20 protein-coding genes are annotated in these 21,316 nt (G+C 42.8%); 15 read left to right on the top strand and 5 right to left on the bottom strand.

The window, feature by feature from the left end:
* The first annotated feature begins 110 nt into the window (after positions 1-110).
* Positions 111-1,664, top strand: a complete 1,554-nt coding sequence (locus tag HFV01_RS04015) for an FAD-dependent oxidoreductase (protein WP_193520852.1) — start codon at positions 111-113, stop codon at positions 1,662-1,664.
* Positions 1,665-1,755: 91 nt separating this feature from the next.
* On the opposite strand, the gene psaK is transcribed toward HFV01_RS04015, so the two are convergent.
* Together psaK and HFV01_RS04025 are read right to left on the bottom strand one after the other, a co-directional pair.
* Entirely contained in the window at positions 1,756-2,004 is a 249-nt protein-coding gene (psaK, locus tag HFV01_RS04020) for a photosystem I reaction center subunit PsaK (protein WP_006623816.1), read from the bottom strand.
* A gap of 168 nt (positions 2,005-2,172) precedes the next feature.
* A complete protein-coding gene (locus HFV01_RS04025) occupies positions 2,173-2,829 on the bottom strand; it encodes a class I SAM-dependent methyltransferase (protein ID WP_006623817.1) in 657 nt (218 codons plus the stop codon).
* A gap of 103 nt (positions 2,830-2,932) precedes the next feature.
* Here HFV01_RS04025 and hemH point away from each other — a divergent pair, with 103 nt between their 5' ends.
* The 10 genes from hemH (at position 2,933) to glmU (ending at position 11,200) form a co-directional block, all read left to right on the top strand.
* Positions 2,933-4,096 (top strand): ferrochelatase, encoded by a 1,164-nt coding sequence (hemH, locus tag HFV01_RS04030; RefSeq protein WP_006668453.1) that lies wholly within the window; start codon positions 2,933-2,935, stop codon positions 4,094-4,096.
* An 80-nt stretch (positions 4,097-4,176) separates the two neighbouring features.
* Complete coding sequence (gene ureE / locus HFV01_RS04035; RefSeq protein ID WP_006668452.1) at positions 4,177-4,617, top strand: urease accessory protein UreE; 441 nt, start codon at positions 4,177-4,179, stop codon at positions 4,615-4,617.
* A gap of 32 nt (positions 4,618-4,649) precedes the next feature.
* A complete protein-coding gene (locus HFV01_RS04040; protein ID WP_006623820.1) occupies positions 4,650-5,333 on the top strand; it encodes an urease accessory protein UreF in 684 nt (227 codons plus the stop codon).
* 29 nt (positions 5,334-5,362) lie between these two features.
* Positions 5,363-6,121, top strand: coding sequence for a TIGR04283 family arsenosugar biosynthesis glycosyltransferase (locus HFV01_RS04045; protein WP_006623821.1), 759 nt, complete (start codon positions 5,363-5,365; stop codon positions 6,119-6,121).
* Positions 6,122-6,250: 129 nt separating this feature from the next.
* A complete protein-coding gene (locus HFV01_RS04050) occupies positions 6,251-6,736 on the top strand; it encodes a photosystem I reaction center protein subunit XI (RefSeq protein WP_006623822.1) in 486 nt (161 codons plus the stop codon).
* 96 nt (positions 6,737-6,832) lie between these two features.
* Entirely contained in the window at positions 6,833-6,949 is a 117-nt protein-coding gene (locus tag HFV01_RS04055) for a photosystem I reaction center subunit VIII (protein WP_006618478.1), read from the top strand.
* Positions 6,950-7,113: 164 nt separating this feature from the next.
* On the top strand, positions 7,114-8,430 hold the full coding sequence (locus tag HFV01_RS04060) for a DUF8738 domain-containing protein (protein WP_193520853.1): 1,317 nt from the start codon (positions 7,114-7,116) through the stop codon (positions 8,428-8,430).
* A 99-nt stretch (positions 8,431-8,529) separates the two neighbouring features.
* Entirely contained in the window at positions 8,530-8,793 is a 264-nt protein-coding gene (locus tag HFV01_RS04065) for a hypothetical protein (RefSeq protein ID WP_193520854.1), read from the top strand.
* Between the two features lie 75 nt (positions 8,794-8,868).
* The gene (locus HFV01_RS04070) at positions 8,869-9,786 is read left to right on the top strand and encodes a tRNA (5-methylaminomethyl-2-thiouridine)(34)-methyltransferase MnmD (protein ID WP_006623825.1); all 918 of its coding nucleotides are present in this window, start codon (positions 8,869-8,871) and stop codon (positions 9,784-9,786) included.
* Between the two features lie 46 nt (positions 9,787-9,832).
* A complete protein-coding gene (gene glmU, locus HFV01_RS04075; protein WP_046320659.1) occupies positions 9,833-11,200 on the top strand; it encodes a bifunctional UDP-N-acetylglucosamine diphosphorylase/glucosamine-1-phosphate N-acetyltransferase GlmU in 1,368 nt (455 codons plus the stop codon).
* A gap of 159 nt (positions 11,201-11,359) precedes the next feature.
* Here the strand turns inward: glmU and HFV01_RS04080 are convergent, their stop codons facing one another.
* The 3 genes from HFV01_RS04080 to HFV01_RS04090 form a co-directional block, all read right to left on the bottom strand.
* Complete coding sequence (locus HFV01_RS04080; RefSeq protein ID WP_193520855.1) at positions 11,360-12,466, bottom strand: hypothetical protein; 1,107 nt, start codon at positions 12,464-12,466, stop codon at positions 11,360-11,362.
* Positions 12,467-12,472: 6 nt separating this feature from the next.
* On the bottom strand, positions 12,473-13,996 hold the full coding sequence (locus HFV01_RS04085; protein WP_108614729.1) for a DNA methyltransferase: 1,524 nt from the start codon (positions 13,994-13,996) through the stop codon (positions 12,473-12,475).
* A gap of 198 nt (positions 13,997-14,194) precedes the next feature.
* Complete coding sequence (locus HFV01_RS04090) at positions 14,195-15,127, bottom strand: DUF1517 domain-containing protein (protein WP_046320663.1); 933 nt, start codon at positions 15,125-15,127, stop codon at positions 14,195-14,197.
* Between the two features lie 2 nt (positions 15,128-15,129).
* On the opposite strand from HFV01_RS04090, the gene HFV01_RS04095 reads away from it, so the two are divergent.
* The 4 genes from HFV01_RS04095 (at position 15,130) to HFV01_RS04110 (ending at position 21,299) form a co-directional block, all read left to right on the top strand.
* Positions 15,130-15,315, top strand: a complete 186-nt coding sequence (locus tag HFV01_RS04095) for a hypothetical protein (protein WP_008053128.1) — start codon at positions 15,130-15,132, stop codon at positions 15,313-15,315.
* Complete coding sequence (locus HFV01_RS04100) at positions 15,315-15,914, top strand: hypothetical protein (RefSeq protein ID WP_006623831.1); 600 nt, start codon at positions 15,315-15,317, stop codon at positions 15,912-15,914. Before HFV01_RS04095 ends, HFV01_RS04100 begins: the two co-directional genes overlap by 1 nt.
* A gap of 22 nt (positions 15,915-15,936) precedes the next feature.
* Entirely contained in the window at positions 15,937-19,395 is a 3,459-nt protein-coding gene (locus tag HFV01_RS04105) for a WD40 domain-containing protein (protein ID WP_193520856.1), read from the top strand.
* Positions 19,396-19,493: 98 nt separating this feature from the next.
* A complete protein-coding gene (locus tag HFV01_RS04110; protein WP_006623833.1) occupies positions 19,494-21,299 on the top strand; it encodes an ABC transporter ATP-binding protein in 1,806 nt (601 codons plus the stop codon).
* Positions 21,300-21,316: the final 17 nt, after the last annotated feature.

Genomic DNA, 21,316 nt, shown 5'->3' on the forward strand with positions numbered 1-21,316 from the left:
TATGGCGATCGCTTTTTCAGAACTATGGAAGAAATTATCGCAGAATAGAGTTAGAATATGAATAATTATTCCCAGTGTATTATCAAACTTGAAGATAACTTGTAAACGCCATGTCTCTGACTCAACAAATTCTGTCGCAAATTCCGGGAAACCCTCTCACCGGACTACAAAACGCCGATCGCCTTTGGGAAGCTATCAAAAACCATAGCCTACCCATACCAGAAACCGTCACAGAAACCGATCAACCCCTTAACCAAATTGATTATGATGTCATAGTTTGTGGGGGAACATTAGGAATTATTATCGGTGCGACCTTAGCCAAAAAAGGATGGCGCGTCGCCGTCTGTGAACGCGGACAATTGAGGGGACGAGAACAAGAATGGAATATTTCCCGCCATGAACTTCAGGTATTTGAGCAATTAAATTTACTCTCTCCAGAAGAATTAGAAAAAGCGATCGCCACTGAATATAACCCCGCTAGAATTAGCTTTCCTGACATTCCCGATATCTGGGTTAGAGATGTTCTTAATATTGGTGTTGACCCAGTTTATTTGCTAGAAACCATCAAAACCCGGTTTTTAGAAGCTGGCGGTCAACTCTTAGAAAATACCCCCTACCAAGCCGCCACCATTCACCCCAATGGAGTCACCGTAGAAACCGGAGTCAATCAAACTTTAACCAGCCGACTATTACTAGATGCAATGGGTCACTTTTCCCCCATTATCAAACAAGCCAGACAGGGAAAAACTCCTGATGCTGTTTGTTTAGTGGTCGGGACTTGCGCCACCGGATATCCTAGCAATGAAACCGGAGATATATTCGCTTCTTTTACTCCTGTGCAAAATCAATGTCAGTATTTTTGGGAGGCTTTCCCAGCCCGAGACGGACGCACTACCTATATGTTTAGTTATATTGATGCACACCCAGCTAGACCCAGTTTAACAGACTTTTTTGAGGATTATTTAACCCTACTTCCTCAATATCAAAATGTGGAATTATCCCAGTTAAATTTTAAACGAGCCTTATTTGGTTTTTTCCCCTGTTATCGCCAGAGTCCCCTAGCAACTCCCTGGAATTCTATTATCCCCATTGGTGATAGTAGCGGTAGCCAGTCCCCTTTAAGTTTTGGTGGTTTTGGCGCAATGGTACGCCATCTGAATCGCTTAACTAACGGTATTGATGAAGCATTGAAAGCTAATATTTTGGATAGTAAATCTCTGGCTTTGTTACAACCCTATCAACCCAGTTTGTCGGTGACTTGGTTATTTCAAAAATCTATGAGTGTCCCGATGGATAAAACCATTAATAGTCATAGTATTAATCAACTTCTCGCCGCCGTATTTCAGGATATGGAACGTTTGGGGGAACCAGTGCTTAAACCTTTTTTACAAGATGTTATTCAATTTCCCGCCTTAGCTAAAACTTTATTTACTACCGGAATTCTACACCCTGCTATTGTCTTAAAAGTGATTCCCCAGGTGGGGTTAGGAAATTTAGTTGATTGGACTATTCACTATTTGAATTTAGCCAGCTATAGTCTACTGTACCCTCTCGGAAAGTCTCTGAACCCTCTCACTCAAAAATTATCTGCTCAACAACAGTATTATATTCATCGCTGGGTTGATGCTTGGTGCTATGGTTCTGGGGGAGATTATCATAATTAATCTCCCATAAATAAAACCTCCTTTCCTGGTCTAATTTAGACTGAGGAAAGAAGGTATAAAAACCCTTGACAATCAGTGCCAAATCTAACTTTTAAAGTCCACCGACGTTAGCCAGTCCCAGAATTACACCAGCACCCAGGATATGACCTAAGCAAGCACTTCCAACTACAGCACCAGCACTCATACCAGCAATGGGGGTGGGTGCGCCTACGTTTTGTTGTTTAATGGTGAATTTACCAATAGCGATCGCCAAAACATTACAAACAATCATCACAATGGCAACATTGGGACTCCAGGGTAAAGTGCTAGGAGCCGCTGCAATTAAAGTTGAGTAAATCAATGGACTTCTCCTAATCTAAGGTTTAAACTTCAGCAGAATTGACAAATTTTACTATCTTTAAGTCCAAGTTTTTATCACAAAATTTTCGCAACTGCCTCAAAATGTAGCAATCCTTAATATTTCCACATATTTGTTAAAACTTGCTCCAAAAACTTAAACTTCTGTCAGTCAACTAGGCTTTTGGGCCTGAATAACTTGTAAACTCCCCCCAGCATAGAGACGAAAAGCAGTCCGGTCCGCCATGGGTGAGGAAAGATCCACTTGAAACCCCATAGAAGTCAGTAAGCCTTTTAAGTCGGTATCAATTAACTCCCAAGCGGTTTCCGTTTCAAACAACCATAGAAACATCGCCACACCCGGCCAAAATATGGGATTAGTCGGTTTATGGAAATCCACCAGAGTAAATATACCCCCTGGCTTGAGTACCCGGTAAACCTCCCTTAAAATTTGTTGTAACTGGTCGGGGGCCATCTCATGGAGGGCGGCGCTAGTATGGACTAAATCAAAACTACAGTCCTCAAAAGGCATATTTTCGGCAAAGGCTTCCACATACTCAGCAGTGGGGACATTAGCCCTGGCCCTAGAAAGCGATCGCCTTGATGCGTCCAAACCCGTGACTTGTTGCGAGTATTGTGCGATAATCTGGGTAGCCTGTCCGCTGCCACAACACAAATCTAACACCCGCGTTTCTGGGGTGATAGACAAACCCTCTAGGGCGAGGCGGCGAAACCGACTTTCACCACCTACAGCCAAAGCAGCCACGGCGGAAATCCCATCATACAGCCACTGATAGCGATAGCTTAACGGTCTCAGAAATGTTGCCATCAATCAAAAATCCTTAACTTCTGCTATAGACTTTGATCCTATTGATATATTATTTTGTTAAAATGGGTAACAATAATTAGAGTCTGGGAACCTGTTAAGCGCCATGGGAAGAGTTGGAGTCTTACTATTGAATCTAGGCGGACCTGAACAATTAGAGGATGTCCGCCCCTTTCTGTACAATCTATTTTCCGATCCAGAAATTATCCGGCTGCCATTTACTTGGCTGCAAAAACCTCTAGCCTGGATGATTGCCACCATGCGCCACACAAAATCCCAGGAAAATTATAAAGAAATTGGGGGTGGGTCTCCACTGCGAAGGATTACCGAAGAACAGGCGGTCGCCCTGGAAGAAAAACTTGGGGAAAAAGGTAATAATGCTCAGGTATATGTGGGAATGCGCTACTGGCATCCCTTTACCGAGGAAGCATTGGCTAAAATTAAGCGCGATCGCATTGACGAATTAGTGATTCTCCCCCTATATCCGCAATTTTCCATTAGCACCAGTGGTTCTAGTTTTAGGCTGCTTGAGAGGATTTGGGAAGATGACCCGGAACTACAAAAAATTGATTATACCGTGGTTCCCTCCTGGTATCAGCGATCGGGATATTTACAAGCTATGGCGCAACTAATCGCCCAGGAACTTGATCACTGTCCTAACCCTGATCAAGTCCATATTTTCTTCAGCGCCCACGGAGTCCCCCTTAAATATGTTGAGGAAGCCGGAGACCCCTATCAGGCTGAGATTGAAAGGTGTACTGAGTTGATTATGAAAACTCTTAACCGCCCTAACCCCCACACCCTGGCCTATCAAAGCCGCGTTGGTCCGGTGGAATGGCTAAAACCTTACACCGAAGAGGCTATCCCTGAATTAGCACAGCAAGGGGTCGAGGATTTATTGGTTGTACCGATTAGTTTTGTATCCGAACATATCGAAACTCTCCAAGAAATTGATATGGAGTATCGGGAATTAGCCGAAGAGTCCGGGATTAAGAATTTTTACCGGGTTCCGGCTTTGAACACTCATCCGGTTTTTATTAATGATTTGGCTGATATGGTGGTTGAGGCTTTAGAAAGTCCTAGTGTTCATTTCTCGGAAGTGGTGCGCCCCAGCAAACGGGTCAAAATGTATCCCCAGGAACGTTGGGAATGGGGTATGACTACAGCAGCGGAAGTCTGGAATGGTCGCTTGGCTATGATTGGAATTGTCGCTGTGATTGTCGAATTGATTACTGGTCAGGGACCTTTGCACTTTATCGGTTTGCTTTAGCAAAGTTGGGAAGGCTTATCCCCCTGATTCAAAAGGCGGATAAGCGTCCCCTAGTCCGAAATTACTTGGTGGTGACCATCATGTTGGTTTTTACTCAAAAATTAGCACCGGATCTCGATCGCATACCGGACTGGACGATCGCCCTAACAGCGGAACAACGCACTAAGACTAGACAACATATTGATATCCCCGGCGCCGATCGCATGACTTTATGTTTGGATCGTGGTGTGAATATCTCCGAGGGCGATCGCCTAATTTCCGAAACCGGGGATAAAGTTGTAGCTATTGTCGCTCAACCAGAACCCGTCATCACAGTTACAGCCCAGACTAATTTAGATCTCATTCGCGCCGCCTATCATTTGGGCAATCGTCATGTTCCCCTAGAAATTACCAGCCAGTATTTGCGCCTGGAACCTGATGGAGTTTTAGCAGATTTACTGATTAAGTTAGGATGCCATGTCACCCAGGAAATCGCCCCATTTTACCCCGACAGGGGAGCCTACCATGGGCATGATCATTAATTGGATAAGAGAAGGGAGGGAAGAGACAGGCTTTGATTTTACCATTATTACAACTATCTAGTCCGGCGTTGCCTTTAGGTGCTTATAGCTATTCTGATGGATTAGAAACTCTGGTCGAAACTGGATCTATCGCCAACGCCGAAAACCTGAATCACTGGTTAATTCAAGACCTCAATTATGGCGCGATTCGTCTGGAAGCCGCCCTAATGATGAGAGCTTTTCAGAGTTTTATCAATCAAGATTTAGCCAGTATATGTCATTGGAATAGTTGGTTAAGTGCCAGTAAAGAAACATCAGAATTGCGTCTGCAAAGCTGGCAGATGGGTAACTCTCTTTTGGCACTAATGGGGGAAATCTACCAGGCAAATAATGGCGATCATGATTATTTTCAATACATAAAATCAGCCATTGATCAGCCTTGTAATTATGCGATCGCCTTTGGAATTACCGCCGCCCATAGCCAGATAGACCCCCAAACAGCCCTACTGGGATATCTGCATAGTTGGGCTACCCATATCATCGGTGCCGGAGTCAAACTCATTCCATTAGGTCAAACCATCGGACAAAAACTGCTCTGGCAACTTTCCCCAACTCTCACCGAAATTAGCCAGCAAATACTGATGTTAAACGATGATGATTTAGTTAGCTGTAGTTGGGGATTAGGATTAGCAAGCATGGCTCACGAAATCCAGTATACCCGTCTGTTTCGCAGTTGATATATAATGCTACCAGTAATTGGAAACAGATGACCATTTTCAAGCCAGGAACCCCTAGATTGACCCAACCCCATAGCGATCGCCATATTGCCAACATTCCCCACATCTCAATTGTTATCCCCGTCCTCAATGAAGCGCAAACCCTCCCCCATACCCTCAAGCAATTGCAGGGTATCAAAGGCATTGAAGTAATTGTAGTTGATGGTGGCAGTCAAGATGAAACCGTTACCATCGCCCAATCTTTCAGCGTCCAAGTCATCACCACAGCAGCCGGGAAAGCCCGACAAATGAACGCAGGAGCCGCGCGCGCCACCGGAGATACTATCCTCTTCTTGCACGGTGACACCCAGCTTCCCGACGCTTTTAACCATTGGATAGAGCAAATTCTCCGTCAACCTGAGATTATCGCGGGAGCCTTTGAACTGGAAATCGCCGCCCCCATGTTACCACTGCGTTGGGTGGAATTCGGGGTAAAAATGCGATCGCATTATTGTCAACTCCCCTACGGCGACCAAGCCTTATTTATGAAAACCCAAACCTTTAGGGATATTGGCGGTTTTCCCGATTTACCAATTATGGAAGACTTTGCACTGGTGCGGCAACTACAGAAACGGGGCAAAATTGCGATCGCCCCAGTCCCAGTCATCACCTCAGCCAGGCGCTGGGAAAAACTAGGTATCCTGCAAACCACCCTAATTAACCAAATCGTCATTATCGGTTACCTTCTCCGTATTCCCAGCCCCACCCTCTCCCAGTGGTATCGGGCCAGAAAACGTAAAAATTTATGAACTTTTAGGATTATATGTGAACTTTTTTAACGCTAACTCCAATTTTTGTCGATAGTTTGCACAGGGCTGCTTAAAATATGAGCTTAACACCTGAACTCAAGATTTTAAGCGAACAGGAGAAAAATCAGTATGCCTCAAGCAACGGATCAAGGGTTGATTCAAGCCTACAACGGCGATCCCTTTGTAGGTCATCTATCCACCCCCATTAGTGATTCCGCCTTCACCCGCACCTTTATCGGCAACCTTCCCGCCTACCGTCCCGGTCTGTCTCCTCTTCTGCGAGGCTTAGAAATCGGTATGGCTCACGGTTACTTTATCGGTGGTCCCTGGGTTAAATTTGGAACCCAACGCGGCACTGAGTTCGCCAACCTCAATGGCCTGATTTGTGGCTTGGCTATGTTACTGATTGCCACAGCCTGTTTAGCCGCTTACGGTTTGGTAACTTTCCAAGGGGATAAATCCGAAGAAGGTGATTCCCTGCAAAGCGCCGCCGGTTGGAGCCAATTCGCTGGTGGATTTTTCATCGGCGGTATGGGAAGTGCATTTTTGGCATTTTTCTTGTTAGAAAACTTTGCTGTTGTTGACGCAATCTTTAGAGGTTTTGTCAATAATTAATCAGCACGATTCTGACTGAATTTTCACACAAATATCAGTCTGTCGGTTTTTTTGTAAAAAATTAACCTGAACTTTTGAAATTAGGAGACCTATAGCATGACTGGTGATTACGCTGCTTCCTTCCTGCCTTGGATTTTGATTCCTGTTGTTTGCTGGTTGATGCCTGCAGTTTTGATGGGTTTGCTGTTCATCCATATTGAAAGCGACGCCTAATATCAACCCTATTACCTAAACCGCTTAATCCTCCGCCTTTTGGTGGGGGATTTTTGGTGACTGATAGCCGGAATACTTAACTATATAATTATCAGAACTTTGACGATTTCAGGAAGTCCATGATAGCCTGACGGCGACAACTGTTGAATTATCCAAGAATTATCATGACTCCATCAGAATTAGGACTGGAAGCCTTGATGTCATCACAGCCAGGTCTGAATATCAGTCTGGAAGGCTTAAATAATACCATCCAATTTGGCACTGTAGCTAATGATACAATTGATGGCAGTGTTGGCGGTGGCAATAATCAGATCTACGGATTAGACGGAAATGATGTCTTATTAGCAGGCAATAATGATATTCTGTATGGTGGGTTAGGTTCTGATATCCTAGACGCATCAACTGGCAGCAATAACCAATTATTTGGCGGTCAAGGAGACGATGTATTAATTGGTGGCATTCGTAGCCAACTATTTGGAGACTTGGGGGATGATCAATTATTTGCTGGAATTGATGGCGACACTCTTACAGGTGGCCCAGGTTCTGACCAGTTTTGGATTTTAAATAACGGCAATTTCCCCATTAATCCCAGTGTAATTACTGATTTTGAACCCGGAGTTGATGTCATTGGTTTAGATGATCCTACTCTCAGTTTTGAACGGCTGACACTCACTGAAGTTAACCCTGATATAGTCATTAGTTTAGATGGCGTACCCCTGACCATAGTATTAGGAAAAACAGCGGCTGAGTTAACAGCAGATAACTTTGTATTTGCTTCGTCCCCTCTCAGCGAGGACTTGATTACCTATCCCTTATTCTGGCAAGGAATTTTCGGCTATACCGCCATCGGAGAATTTAGTTATGATAGGCGTTTTGAGGGAACCATAGTTACCCGTGATCAACTCAGTGATCTACAAATAACCTTCTTTGACCCTGATGGGAACCCCATACAAAGTTTTGACTACGATTTTCCGCTTCCTCCCACCAGTGAATTGAATTTCAACTTTGACACTACCACCACTACCATTTTGCAAACTGGCAACTTTAACGAACCTGATGGATTGGATTTGGGGGTAGAATTTAACCTGGAAACAGGTATAGACTTCATCACCTTTTTACAACCGCCAGACTTTCCCGAAGCAGTTATCTTTTTAGAAGAAGTAGTGGTTCCCGGTTCTGATGCTGATTTGATTGGACTGGATGAGGGAGGTATGTTAACTGTTATTGGTCTCGAAGTTGTCCAAGGTGTTTTGGCGGCAGCATCCCAACAGTTCATGTTACCAGATTCTGAATTGAGAATCATGGAGGCTCAACCAGCATTATGGCCTGATGGTTGCCTGGGATTACCGGAAGATGGTGCTTTTTGTACTTTAGCGATTGTCCCTGGGTGGAAGGTGAAAGTAACGGACGGCGCAAATGAATTGGTTTATCGTACCAATGAATCAGGTTCGTTGGTCAAATTGGATATGTCGGCTAGTTGAATTTAACTCGATCCTAACTTCTGCTATTTTGGTTTTATCCTGAATGGCTGTCCTGGTGGCTGCAATAGACTAACAGTTGACCACCAGGGAGAAGTTACCATGAGACGTTCAAACCGTGATAGAATTCGCTACGATCGCACCGAAATCGAAGGAAAAAATATCCATATTCACGTGGATCTTAACTCTGACCCTCGTTATCGATACGACTACGATTATGAGTCTCAAGGGTTGGGATCGGTTGGGTTTTTGTTTTTGTTACTGACAGCGTTAGTTATTTTTGTCGGTAGTTATGGCGGTCCAGATACTTACGCCGTCCCCGATTTTGACCTATCGCCAATTTTGCCTCAGTCTACTTCTAAATAGTGGGAAAAGTTGCACTAATCTGATTACCGGCTTCCCCGGCTGTAAATTTGCTATAAATCCCCCCAGATTCAAGATATGATTACCAGAGATACCCAACGGTTAAACATGATGTCGGCACCGCAGGATTTACCCCTACAGCCTACCGAGGATGGTTCTTTTACATTTTTTTCCCCAGAATTTGGGGAGGCTTTCCATAGTCGTTTTGGCGCGAAGGGAGAGGCAAAAAGTAAATTTGTCGAACCCCTGAATTTAGCGGCTAAAGCTACAGCACCCAGTCTGACAATCTTGGATATTTGCTATGGTTTGGGATATAACACAGCAGCGGCTTTAGCTGCTATTTGGGAAGTTAACCCTCATTGTCAAGTTGAAATCATCGGATTAGAATTAGATCAGGGAGTCCCCCAAAGGGCGATCGCCCAAGGTTTATTAAATGATTATCCGCTTCCTATTCCCGAATATCTCAAGACTCTGGGGACTCAATTACAGGTAACATCCCATAACCTCCAAGCCACACTGCTAATTGGTGATGCTAGACAGATGTTAAAACAGGTCTATGATTCCGGTTTTCAGGCTGATGCTATTTGTCTTGACCCCTTTTCTCCCCCCACCTGTCCGGGACTGTGGACGGTGGAATTTTTGGCTATGGTGGCTCAATGTCTAAAACCTGACGGACGTTTAGCCACTTATTCCTGTGCGGCGGCGGTGCGAACTGCTTTAATGATGGCAGGATTAGCGATCGCTTCTAGTACCCCCTTTGGTCGCCGCGCCCCAGGAACGATCGCCAGTTGGGACGGGGTAGGTTTACCACCTCTAAGCGAAAAGGAACTGGAACAGCTTAACACCCGCGCGGCTATCCCCTATCGTGACCCGAATTTGGGCGATCGCCACCAGTCAATTATAGACCGCCGCCAAACGGAACAAGCCACCTCACCCCTAGAACCTAGTAGCCACTGGAAAAAACGCTGGATTTCAGCTACTATAGACAACCAGTAATTTTGAGTCCGGGGCAAATTTAAAGACCCTATAAGTATTAAAACCGATGGTAGCAGTAGCAATTCTAGCAGCAGGACGAGGAACCCGCATGAAATCTGACCTTCCCAAGGTCTTACATCAATTGGGAGGGCGATCGCTTGTCGAATGGGTTTTAGAAAGCGCCCGAGACTTACAACCCTTACGAAAGTTGGTGATTGTCGGTTATGGCGGCGATCAAGTCCAGACTTCTCTGATGGCGAAATATGCGGACGCAGGCTTAGAATTTGTCGAACAGAAACAACAGTTAGGTACTGGTCACGCTATCCAACAGGTTTTACCCTATTTACAGGATTTTACTGGGGATTTACTGGTTCTTAACGGGGATGTGCCACTACTGAGACCCCACACCCTGCAACAGTTGATGACGATTCATAAACAACAGGGAAATGCTGCTACTATTTTAACGGCGAATTTGCCGAATCCCACCGGATACGGTCGAGTTTTTTGTGATAGTAAAAACCTGGTTAAAGAAATTGTCGAACATCGTGATTGTACGGAAGCGCAAAAGCAAAATCATCGCATAAATGCCGGAGTTTATTGTTTTAATTGGCAGGCTTTAGCTAAAATTCTGCCCCATTTAAAAGCAGACAACGACCAACAGGAATATTATTTAACTGATACGGTTCATGACCTAGACCCGGTAATGGCGGTTGATGTGGAAGATTTCCGGGAAATTATGGGTATCAATAATCGTCGCCATTTAGCCGCCGCCCATGAGGTATTTCAAGAATGGATTAAGGAAGAATGGATGGATGCGGGTGTAACTTTGATAGACCCTGATAGTATTACTATTGATGATACGGTGCAATTGGAACCAGATGTCATTATTGAACCACAAACTCACCTGCGAGGAAAAACTCTGATTAGGTCGGGAAGTCGTATCGGACCGGGAAGTTTAATTGAGAATAGCGAAATCGGGGAAAATGTGACGGTTTTATATTCGGTGATTTCTGATAGCACGATCGCCTCTAATACCCGTATCGGTCCATATACCCATTTACGAGGTCATGCTAACATAGCTGAGGGGTGCAGAATTGGCAACTTTGTGGAGTTGAAAAATGCGGAAGTCGGACCAAAAACTAATATTGCCCATTTATCCTATATTGGGGATGCGACCCTAGGGGAAAAAGTTAATATTGGCGCGGGAACTATTACGGCTAATTATGATGGATTTAAGAAACATCACACCACTATAGGCGATCGCACTAAAACCGGCTCTAACAGCGTCATAGTTGCCCCTGTAACCCTCGGAAATGATGTGACAGTAGCAGCAGGGTCTGTGATTACTAATGACGTGCCAGACGACTCCTTAGCGATCGCCAGAGAAAGGCAAATCGTCAAACATAATTGGCGATCGAACCAGCCACAGGATTAAATAGGATAGCTTACGCTATTCACAGATTAAATGGGTTATTTTTGGTTATGGGTTATGGTTATTCTTATTGTAAATAACCCGTAATTAATAACTAATCAACCATAAACAATATGGTTTAGCGATAATTTCGCGACAACTTCTTATCAGATTTTTGCCAGGCTACTTGACCACAAAAATTACGTCAGTGAGAGCCGTAAATGTCTGTGGCTTGCCTTTATATTTGAAAGAAATTTTCAGATCAGAAAGATTTTTATCGGCAAAGTTATCCAGGTAGCTATTAATCACAGGTTGCAGCAAATCCAGGTTACGCTTCAATTTCCAACTTCCACTGAAATCATTGGTATCTACCAGCACAAGAAATAGCCTATTTTCAGAGCCAAAGCGCATCTCACCCTGATTTTCATATAACCATCTCGCTAGGTGCTTAGGATGCTCTTGTGCGTGTAGGAGAATGTTCATTGTTTGAGCTTTTAGAGTATCAATTACTTGCTTAGATTCTTGAGTATTCTTGTCATTCATTTTTTCAAAAATTTCATAGTAAATGTCACTTGGTTTGCCCTTTTTATCAAACTCAATCTTTAACTCTTTGGCTTTTTGCTTGAGATAAGTCAGTTCTACAGGGAGCCCAAGGTCTTTTCTTTGAGCTTTTATATACTCTGCTGGCAGATACGTTACTTTTAAATCAAAGGGAGTATTTCTAATAAAGAAATCAAGATGTTTGATTTGACCCACTGTGGGTAAAACTTCTGGGTGGGATTTAAAAATGTGTTCAATGAGGATACTCGACCAATGATTGTACCAACTATTCAGAACATATCCTTGCACGGCGACACTGATCTCGGTGGCAAATTTGGAAACCAGTATTTCATAAGATTGCAGAACTTTTACATAACGACTGACCAAATATTTATCCAAAGAATTTTGGTAATCTCCACCCCACTCAAAGGACTTTAGTTTGTATAGCTCTGAAACCAGCTTGGTTGTATCTAGGCTGTGCAAAGCAATCTTGTTCTTTTTTTTCATGTAGGCATTTAACATGATATGTGATTTGGATGGTTCTTTGACTAGCAAAGCGTACAATTCTATAAATTTTTGATTTAAAGAAGTTTGATTTAAGGAAATCTGGTTTTCTGCCACAAATTCATCAATCAGGGGCTTTCTCATAATTGACTTGAGTTTAAGCCAAAGAAGCGCTGCCTCATCCGAGTTAAATTCCTCCCAATTTTCCCTTTCATATAAAGTCTGCCAAGAGTGAAAATCTTGCATTAAAAATTACTCTACTTCTTTTCGGGGCAATTGCGCTGACCAGTTCGGCAAGTTGGTAAAAGCACTGCACAAGGGATAATCACCATTAGCTTCTTGCTTCTGGTAAATGATAATATAGTCACTTTTCATCGCCCCTTGACGATTATCTTGGACAACCGAGGTGGCGGAGTATATCATCGGGAAGCAGCCGATAAATTTCAAGCACTCAGATGTATTTTCAATACATTTTAGGTATTCCCAGCTTTGCCGATCGCGAGCATTAAAATATAATGCCATATAACCAGAAGGCTTGAGAACCCTAGATGCTTTGACAAAAAACTCTGTCATATCAGCGTTATAAATCGTCTTTGATTTTTGTCGCTCTTTAGCATTCGACACCACAATTTCTCTCTCAAAATCAACGGTGTAACCCAATAATGAATTCCATAACTCACTTAATTCCAGATAAGGAATGCGATCGCTATGAGGCGGATCGGTGCAAATGAAAGAGACAACCTCTGATGGAATTTCTTTCAGTGCTATTCTAGCGTCTGCATTGATTAGCCATGAGTTTAGATGAAAATCTAAAGTATTAAGAGACGTTAGATTATTAGACACAATAAATAGGTTTTTTTCTTGCTCAGGGAGAGATTTAAGCAGTTTATTAGCGCGGTTTTGGAAGCAATTCCAGACGTTAATTTCAAAATGGGTATCGGGCAACCAAAACCCAATAACCCAACTACCTACCTCGATTTTTTCGCCATGGCTGTTTCTTTTGCTATTCCGCCGATTCTTAATCGCAAAGACCATATTAGACATCTGACCGGCGGCAGAAGTTAAAGTCAGCATTAGTGCGCGTTTCAAGGATGACGGATAACCGGAAATTGCTTCAATCAGCAGGTCAATATTTCGCATAGCCCGACCTGTAAAGATGTCACTAACAGACATAGTTGGCTTGACATTAATCCGAGAATTGGTAAAAAAATGGAGATGACGAAAATTCTTGGGTTGGTAGTGTTGGTAAGCAGAGTAAGACTGGAAATCTATGTCAGAAGGATCAATTTCAATTCGCCCTCGACCTGTTTCTGGTTTGCACCATACCGATACAATGCGATCGCCTTCCCACAGATAATGAGAAGCGATTTTTCCTGCCGTTGTCCGATAAGTATTGTGAATATTTTGAGCAACTTTTGTTTCAATTTCGATTAAAGCCTGATAATATTCTTGGCGATCGGGAAGATTGAGCATCAAAGAGGTATGCTCGATAGAAAATGGATTGATATCAATGCCAATAAAATGCCGATTTCGCAGCAGGCATTCACGAGATATTAAACCGGAACCGAGAAATGGATCCATGACGATATCACCTTCCTGGGTACAGTTTTCAATCAGATAACTGATGCTTTCTATGGGTTTCTTGCCCCAATATTTATGAAAACCAGCCAAACCAGTATATGTTTTGGGAGCCATCAAATCAGCTACCTTAGTTGTGGATACTGATTCAGGAAATAGGCTCATCTGTAAGAAACTTGATGGCTTTGTGAATGTCATGGTCATCCTTTTTTAGTTGGATTTTCTAAGATTCATCAGCGATTTACCAATAATCTGCAATTGGGTTATCAGTTATTAGTTATTAGTGTTTGTAGCGAAGTACCAATAACCAAGCACAAGATTAAGTCCCCTGAATATCGGGGTTGAGGTGCGTCAACTCCACACCAGCCGTGATGATTTGACGCACCGGACGACAGCCTAAACCAATCTGAGATTAGGATAGTAAGCCAAAATATCATCAGTGCTAAGGGTATCGCCACTGGCTTGGGGAGTCCAAAGAACTTCGATCGCCAATAGCTGTTCACTACCAATGGAACCTAAACGACTGATCGCCTGTCTCAAATCCTGGGAACTTTCAATTTTAGGCAATTCAAGCTGACCCAAAACTCCCACAACTAGGGTGACAATAATATATTCCCCTGGATTTTCGGTAGCATCTTGACTGACGATCGCCCCTTTGTCATCAGTAGCAGAAATGCGCTGATTATTGAAGTTTGAGAGAGTTTCTTCGGTAAACTTACTACGTTCTGCGATCGCCAACTGATTAAATTTCGCTTCCGCCGAATTTAAACGCATCCGATCCGCCTCACTCGCACCATAGACCCAATATTCTGGGTGACGTAGTAGGGCTAAAGTCGCTTCCTGAAGGACTTGGGCGCGACCTTCTGGGGTTCCGGTGTCAGCAGTGGCGGCGAGACGCGCGAGGTCCTGTTGGAGGTAGCGACCCTCAGCTAATAAACCCACCTGTACCTCAGCCACGGAAACTGTGGGATTATTATATTCGGCTTCTTGGACTCCTTCACCGACAGCGCGGAAACTTCTCACGATAAAATTGGCAATGGCCACGAAAATCAGGATAGAAAATAGTCCTCCGAAACCGCCAAAACCAAAGAAGGGAAGTAAAAATGGAAATCCAAACCCACCGCCGCCGTAATATCCACCCCCTGGGGCTTGTCTGGGACTGGGGGCTAGTGTGCGACTGGGGGCGCGAAATGAACCACCGCCAATCCGACCACCACTCCTGGCTGCTAGGGCGCTGTCAGCATGGCTAAATCCTAGGGCGATAACCAGGGCGATCGCTATTAGTGGTTTAAAAAACGGTTTAACAATTGCCAACAAATTTTTCAACATAAATGATCCTAATGTCTGCTTGGGACTGGAATTTGATCGAGGTTAGCATCAATTGTATTTCTTCCGGCGATCGCTTATCCAGTCGATATATCTACTACTTTAACGCCTCTAGCGTAACTGCTACAGCCGATCCAAGGTACGGACTTCCCCAATATAGGGGAGATATCCGCACCTTACCAGATTATTAATGGTTGATTATACCGTTGTGTCAGTTTTGAGCCAACTGGCTGCCAGTTTGGGGGCTATGGGACTAATGGTGGGAGTCAGAGTGTCTGATGGACAACAACAGACTCCTAGAATTTTACCTGTCCAACAAATTATATCCGCCCATCCACGATGTCCGGTAGATTTAAACCAGTTACTGACTGAGTTGGTGGTGGATTTACCCGCCTATGCTAACCGTGTGATTACGCGATCGCCACCTACCAACCATTTACAGGATATCCCTACATCAGTGATTTTAGCCACCAGTTTACCCCCAGAAACTATACCTGTTTCTGAGCATTTACCCACCGATTTACCTACTGGTGATGATATTGATTTGGGATTCATTCTTACCCGTGAAAGGTTGTATATTAATAATAGAATGCTCGTGATTCAACGGTATCATTGGTTATTCTTGCGTTCGACTCCTAACGGGTGGGAATTGGTGAAAATGTTATCTAAATCAGACCCTTATCCTGGTTACAGGATTTTACCCCAGCCTTGGGATAGTAGCCAAAGTGCGATCGCCCGCGCCATTCGCCTCTGGCTGCGAGACTGTCAATGGCGGACAGTCCCCAGATAAAAATGACTAAGAGGTTTTGATTATGTATCAAGTTGGTGGTAGCTTAGAGCGTAATGCTCAGAGTTATGTAGAAAGACAAGCAGACCGAGAACTTTATCAACATTTGAAAGCCGGAAAGTTTTGTTATGTTCTTAACTCTCGTCAAATGGGGAAATCCTCCTTATTGGCTCAGACAAGATACCGCTTAGAATTAGACGGATTTCGATGTTCTAGTATTGACTTAACCCTAGTAGGTCAAGACCAGATTACTTCTGCACAGTGGTATAAAGGTATTATTGTTGAATTACTCAGAGGATTTAAGTTATGGGAAAAATTCCAATTTTTTAAAGCCTGGTGGCAAAATCAAGATAACCTTTCCCCAGTACAGAAATTAGGCTATTTTATTGATGATATCTTATTGCCAGAAATACCCCACAAAAATCTGGTCATTTTTATAGACGAGATTGATAGTATGTTAAGCCTGGATTTCCCCTCTGATGATTTTTGGGCGTTGATCCGTTTTTTGTATAATCAAAGGGCCATTAATCCTGAATATAATCGCCTCACTTTTGCCATTTTTGGAGTAGCTACACCCTCCGATTTGATTCAAGACCGGACTCGGACACCTTTTAATGTTGGTAAAGCCATAGATTTAACAGGTTTTACCCTCTCAGAAGCACAGATATTAGCCCAAGGATTAAATATCACAGGTGGCGACAAAATAGCAGTTATTGAACGCATTTTATTTTGGACTAATGGGCAGCCTTTTTTAACGCAAAAAGTTTGTGATTTAATTAATCAAATTAATTTGATAGTCAATAATGCACCTGTGTTCATTAAGCCGGGAGAAGAAAGCCAGTTTATCGATGAAATAATTGGGAGTAAAATCATCTATAAATGGCAAGAACAAGACCAGCCAGAGCATTTAATGACTATCTTAAACCGAATCAAGTACAGGGTAGATATCATCCCTAAAATGCTAGGAATTTATCAAAAATTGCTAGAAAAAAGCCCGGTAGAAGTTGATAATACCCGCGAAAAATCCGAGTTAATTCTGTCGGGATTAGTTATTAAAAATCAAGGAAGTTTACAGATAAGAAACCTCATTTATCAAACTATATTTGATTCCACTTGGGCTGCTCAAGAGTTAGCCAATATTCGCCCCTATTCTCAGCTTTTATATTCTTGGGTTAAATCTGACAAAAATGATGTGTCTCGATTACTAACCGGACAAGCGTTAATAGATGCTAAAAGTTGGGCTCATTCCCGGAGTTTAAGTGACTTAGATTATCAATTTTTAGCCGCTAGTCAAGAACTAGAAGAACAGCAAATCAAAACCAGTTTAGAAGCTGCTAGAGTCCAAGAAATCAATCACCGACTCGCTCAAGAAAAAAAAGTCGCAAAATTGCAGCGGCTACTGTTACTGATAGCCACGGTAGCTTTGACCATTTCCTCTGGGTTAGGTGTCTTGGTATGGCGACAAAATCAGCAAGTACGGATTAGTGAAATTAGAGCCTTAGCATCTTCTTCTCATGGTTTATTAGCCTCCCATAACCAGTTAGATGCTATGGTGGATGCTATTAAGGCTAAACGTCGTTTAGAGGGTTTAGGCAAAGTTGATAGCTACACTGAATCCCAAGTTACATTTGCTTTAAATAATGCCATTTATAATAGCAATGAATTTAATCGTTTAATTGGTCATAAAGGCTCGGTTTTGAGTGTAGATATTAGCAGTGATGGTCAGTTAATTGCTACGGCTAGTAATGATAAAACTGTGAAAATTTGGCGGCAAGATGGAACCTTAATTAATACCCTACAACATTCGGGAACAGTCCATCGTGTGGCTTTCAGCCCTGACGGTAATTTGGTGGTTTCTGCTAGTTTAGATGGTCAGGTAAAACTGTGGAATGTAGATGGTGAATTATGGCAAAATATACAAGCTCATGATGCGGCAGTTTGGGGAATCAACTTTAGTCCTAATGGTCAAATTATCGCTTCTGCTAGTGGCGATCGCACTGTTAAATTATGGCGACTAGATGGCACATTGCTACAAACTTTGACAGGACATACAACCAGTGTTTGGAATGTGGCTTTTGATAAAACCAGTCAAATAGTAGCTTCTGTCAGCATTGATGGTTTAATCAAATTATGGAGTATCGATGGCAGATTATTAAACACCATAGAAGCACATCAAGGAGCTGTTTGGGGTGTAGCATTTTGTTATGATACCAATTTACTGGTATCTGTCAGCACAGATAAAACAGCTAAAATCTGGACAATAGATGGCACCTTGGTGAGAACTATGCAGGAAAAAGATGTAATTCTTGGGGTTGATTGTAGTGCTAATGGTGAATTCATTGCCACCAGTGGTACAAATAATACAGTAACCATTTGGAAAACAGACGGCACTTTTATCAAAACCTTACAACGACATAATGCCGTGGTTAGAGGTGTGGCATTAAGCGCTAATGGTTTGATGGCTGCTTCCGCTAGTGATGATGGAACCGTCAAACTATGGCGACGTAACGCATATTTATTACAACCCCTGTATAATCACGATGATATCCTGTGGAATATAGCCACCAGTGCCGATAATCAATTGATTGCTTATGTGTCTGGTGATCAAACTTATTTAAGACAAACAAATGGTCAGCTTTTAAGCATAATTAGTCACTCAGGAAAGTTAAATCGCGCTGTGGCTTTTACTCCCAAGGCAGATATATTAGCACTTGGTGCTAATAATGAAGTTCAACTTTGGGATATTAGAAATATCAGAAAATCTCCACCCGAACTACTCACCATATTAACTGGACATGAAACAGTTATTTATGCTATTGCTATTAGTCCTGATGGTCAAATGATTGCTTCCGCTGGGGATGATAAAACCATTAAATTATGGACGATTGATGGGGAACTGATCAATAGTTTTCCGGCTCATAGTGAAAGGATTTGGCAACTAACCTTTAGTCCAGATGGTCAAACTCTTATCTCTGCTAGTGAAGATAAGACTGTCAAATTATGGACTACAGAGGGTGGGCTTGTGAACACCCTAAATCAAGATGGAGTTATTTGGGGAGTTGACATTAATCCTGAAGGAAATTTGATTGCTTCTGCTAGTCGTGATGATACTTTAAAACTGTGGAGATTAGATGGTAGTTTGGTCAGAAAAATTCGAGCGAACAGCGGTGGATTAACCAGGGTTACCTTTAGTCCAGACGGTCAAAATATCGCCACTGCTGGTGTTAACAATCAGGTGAAATTGTGGAATCTTGAAGGGGAGTTACTCCAAACTTTACCCGGACATAATGCTATGGTAGTCAGTCTAGCATTTACGGCTGATGGTAATTTTTTGGTATCTGGTGGGGATGACCGGACGCTGATTATATGGGATTTAGAGGGAATTAAAAATCTCGATCCTATGGAATATGCCTGCAATTGGGTCGGGGATTATCTGCGGACTAATGTGGAGGTACAAGATAGCGATCGCCTTTTGTGTCCCTAAAATCTCAGCCCTTCATTGTGCATATATCTGATTTTTGGGTATAATCATTATTTACACTTGTTAACTTAGTTTCTGCTGACCCACCATTATCATTAACAATGCTTTCATCTCAACAACAAAGAAGCCTAGAAACGGACTGGCGGCTATTTTTGCGATTGCGAGACTATGCCAAACGCCATAAAAAACTGTTGGCGATCGCTATTATTTTACTCATTCCTCTCTCTATTTCTAGTGCGATCCAACCTATTTTGATTGGACAAACTATTTCACTAATTCGCCAAGAACCCACCTATAAATTTTTACAGGGATTATCTCTATCAGCAGGCTTAAATCTCTTAGCTTTCCTGTTATTATTGACAATTTCCCTCAGATTCACTCTTCAGGCTATCCAAGGATATGTCGTCCAGACCGTTGGACAAAAAATGACCGCAGATATTCGTAACGATTTATTTGACCATGTTACCTCTTTAGCTGTCAGATTTTTTGACCGCACTCCTGTCGGAAAACTCATTACTCGTCTCACCAGTGATGTCGATGCTTTGGGGGATGTATTCTCTACTGGTGCTATTGGCATTATTAGCGATTTATTCTCGATTTTAGTAATTGCGATCGCCATGTTTAGCCTTCAGTGGCAGTTGGCTTTAATGTTGGTTTTATCTATGTTCCCCGTCACCGCAATAATTATCTATTTTCAACAACAATATCGCACCGCTAATTATAAAGCACGGGAGGAACTCTCGGACCTCAACGCACAACTACAAGAGAATTTGATTGGTATTGGAGTCGTGCAACTATTTCGCCGGGAACGTTACAATGCCGAGTTATTTCACATCACCAATCAGCGTTATATTAAAGCCGTTGATAAAACCATTTTTTATGATTCGGCTGTCTCGGCAACCTTAGAATGGATTGCCCTAATAGCGATCGCCGCCGTCCTCTGGTTTGGAGGCAAACAAGTATTAAATCAAACCCTCAGCTTTGGCATACTTTCCACCTTTATACTATTCGCCCAACGTCTATTTGACCCCCTCCGACAATTTGCCGATAAATTTACCGCTATTCAAGCCGGTTTAACTGCTGTGGAAAGGATTAATGACATTCTGAACCAACCCATAGAAATCCGCGACCCCGAAATCGGAAAAGCCAGTGTTTTACCAACTAATAAATATGAGGCGATCGGCGAAATCAAATTTGAAAACGTCTATTTTGCCTATAAAAATGATGAATATGTAATCCAAAACCTTAATTTCACTATTCATCCTGGCGAAAAAGTCGCCCTAGTCGGACCTACTGGTGCTGGCAAAAGTTCTATTATTCGGCTATTATGTCGTTTATACGAACCTAGTCGCGGTCGCATTTTAATCGATGGCATTGATATCCGTGATTTACCTCAAGCCGAATTACGTCGCCATGTGGGGGTAATCTTACAAGATGGGTTTCTATTCGCCGGAGATGTTAAAAGTAATATTACCCTGGGGGAAACCTATACAATCGATGCCATTCGACAGGCGGCGGAAAAGACGAATGTATCTCAGTTTATTGAGGCTTTACCCGAAGGTTATGATACCGAACTTAGGGAAAGAGGCACTAATCTTTCCAGTGGTCAAAAACAGCTTTTAGCTTTTGCTAGGGTAGCCATTAGAAACCCGCAAATATTAGTTTTAGATGAAGCGACTGCTAACCTAGATGTGATGACAGAATCCCTAATTCAGGATGCCCTTGATCGGATGTTAATCGGCAAAACTGCCATTATTATTGCCCACCGTTTATCAACGATTAAAAATGTCGATCGCATTTTAGTTTTACAGCGAGGAAGACTGATAGAGTCCGGTTCCCATGACCAATTATTAAACCAGGGCGGACTCTACGCCAGTCTGTATCAGTTACAGATGTTAGGTTCGTGATCCTCGGCAATTTCCGC

It is taken from the genome of Limnospira fusiformis SAG 85.79, assembly GCF_012516315.1.
Classification (GTDB): Bacteria; Cyanobacteriota; Cyanobacteriia; order Cyanobacteriales; family Microcoleaceae; genus Limnospira; species Limnospira fusiformis.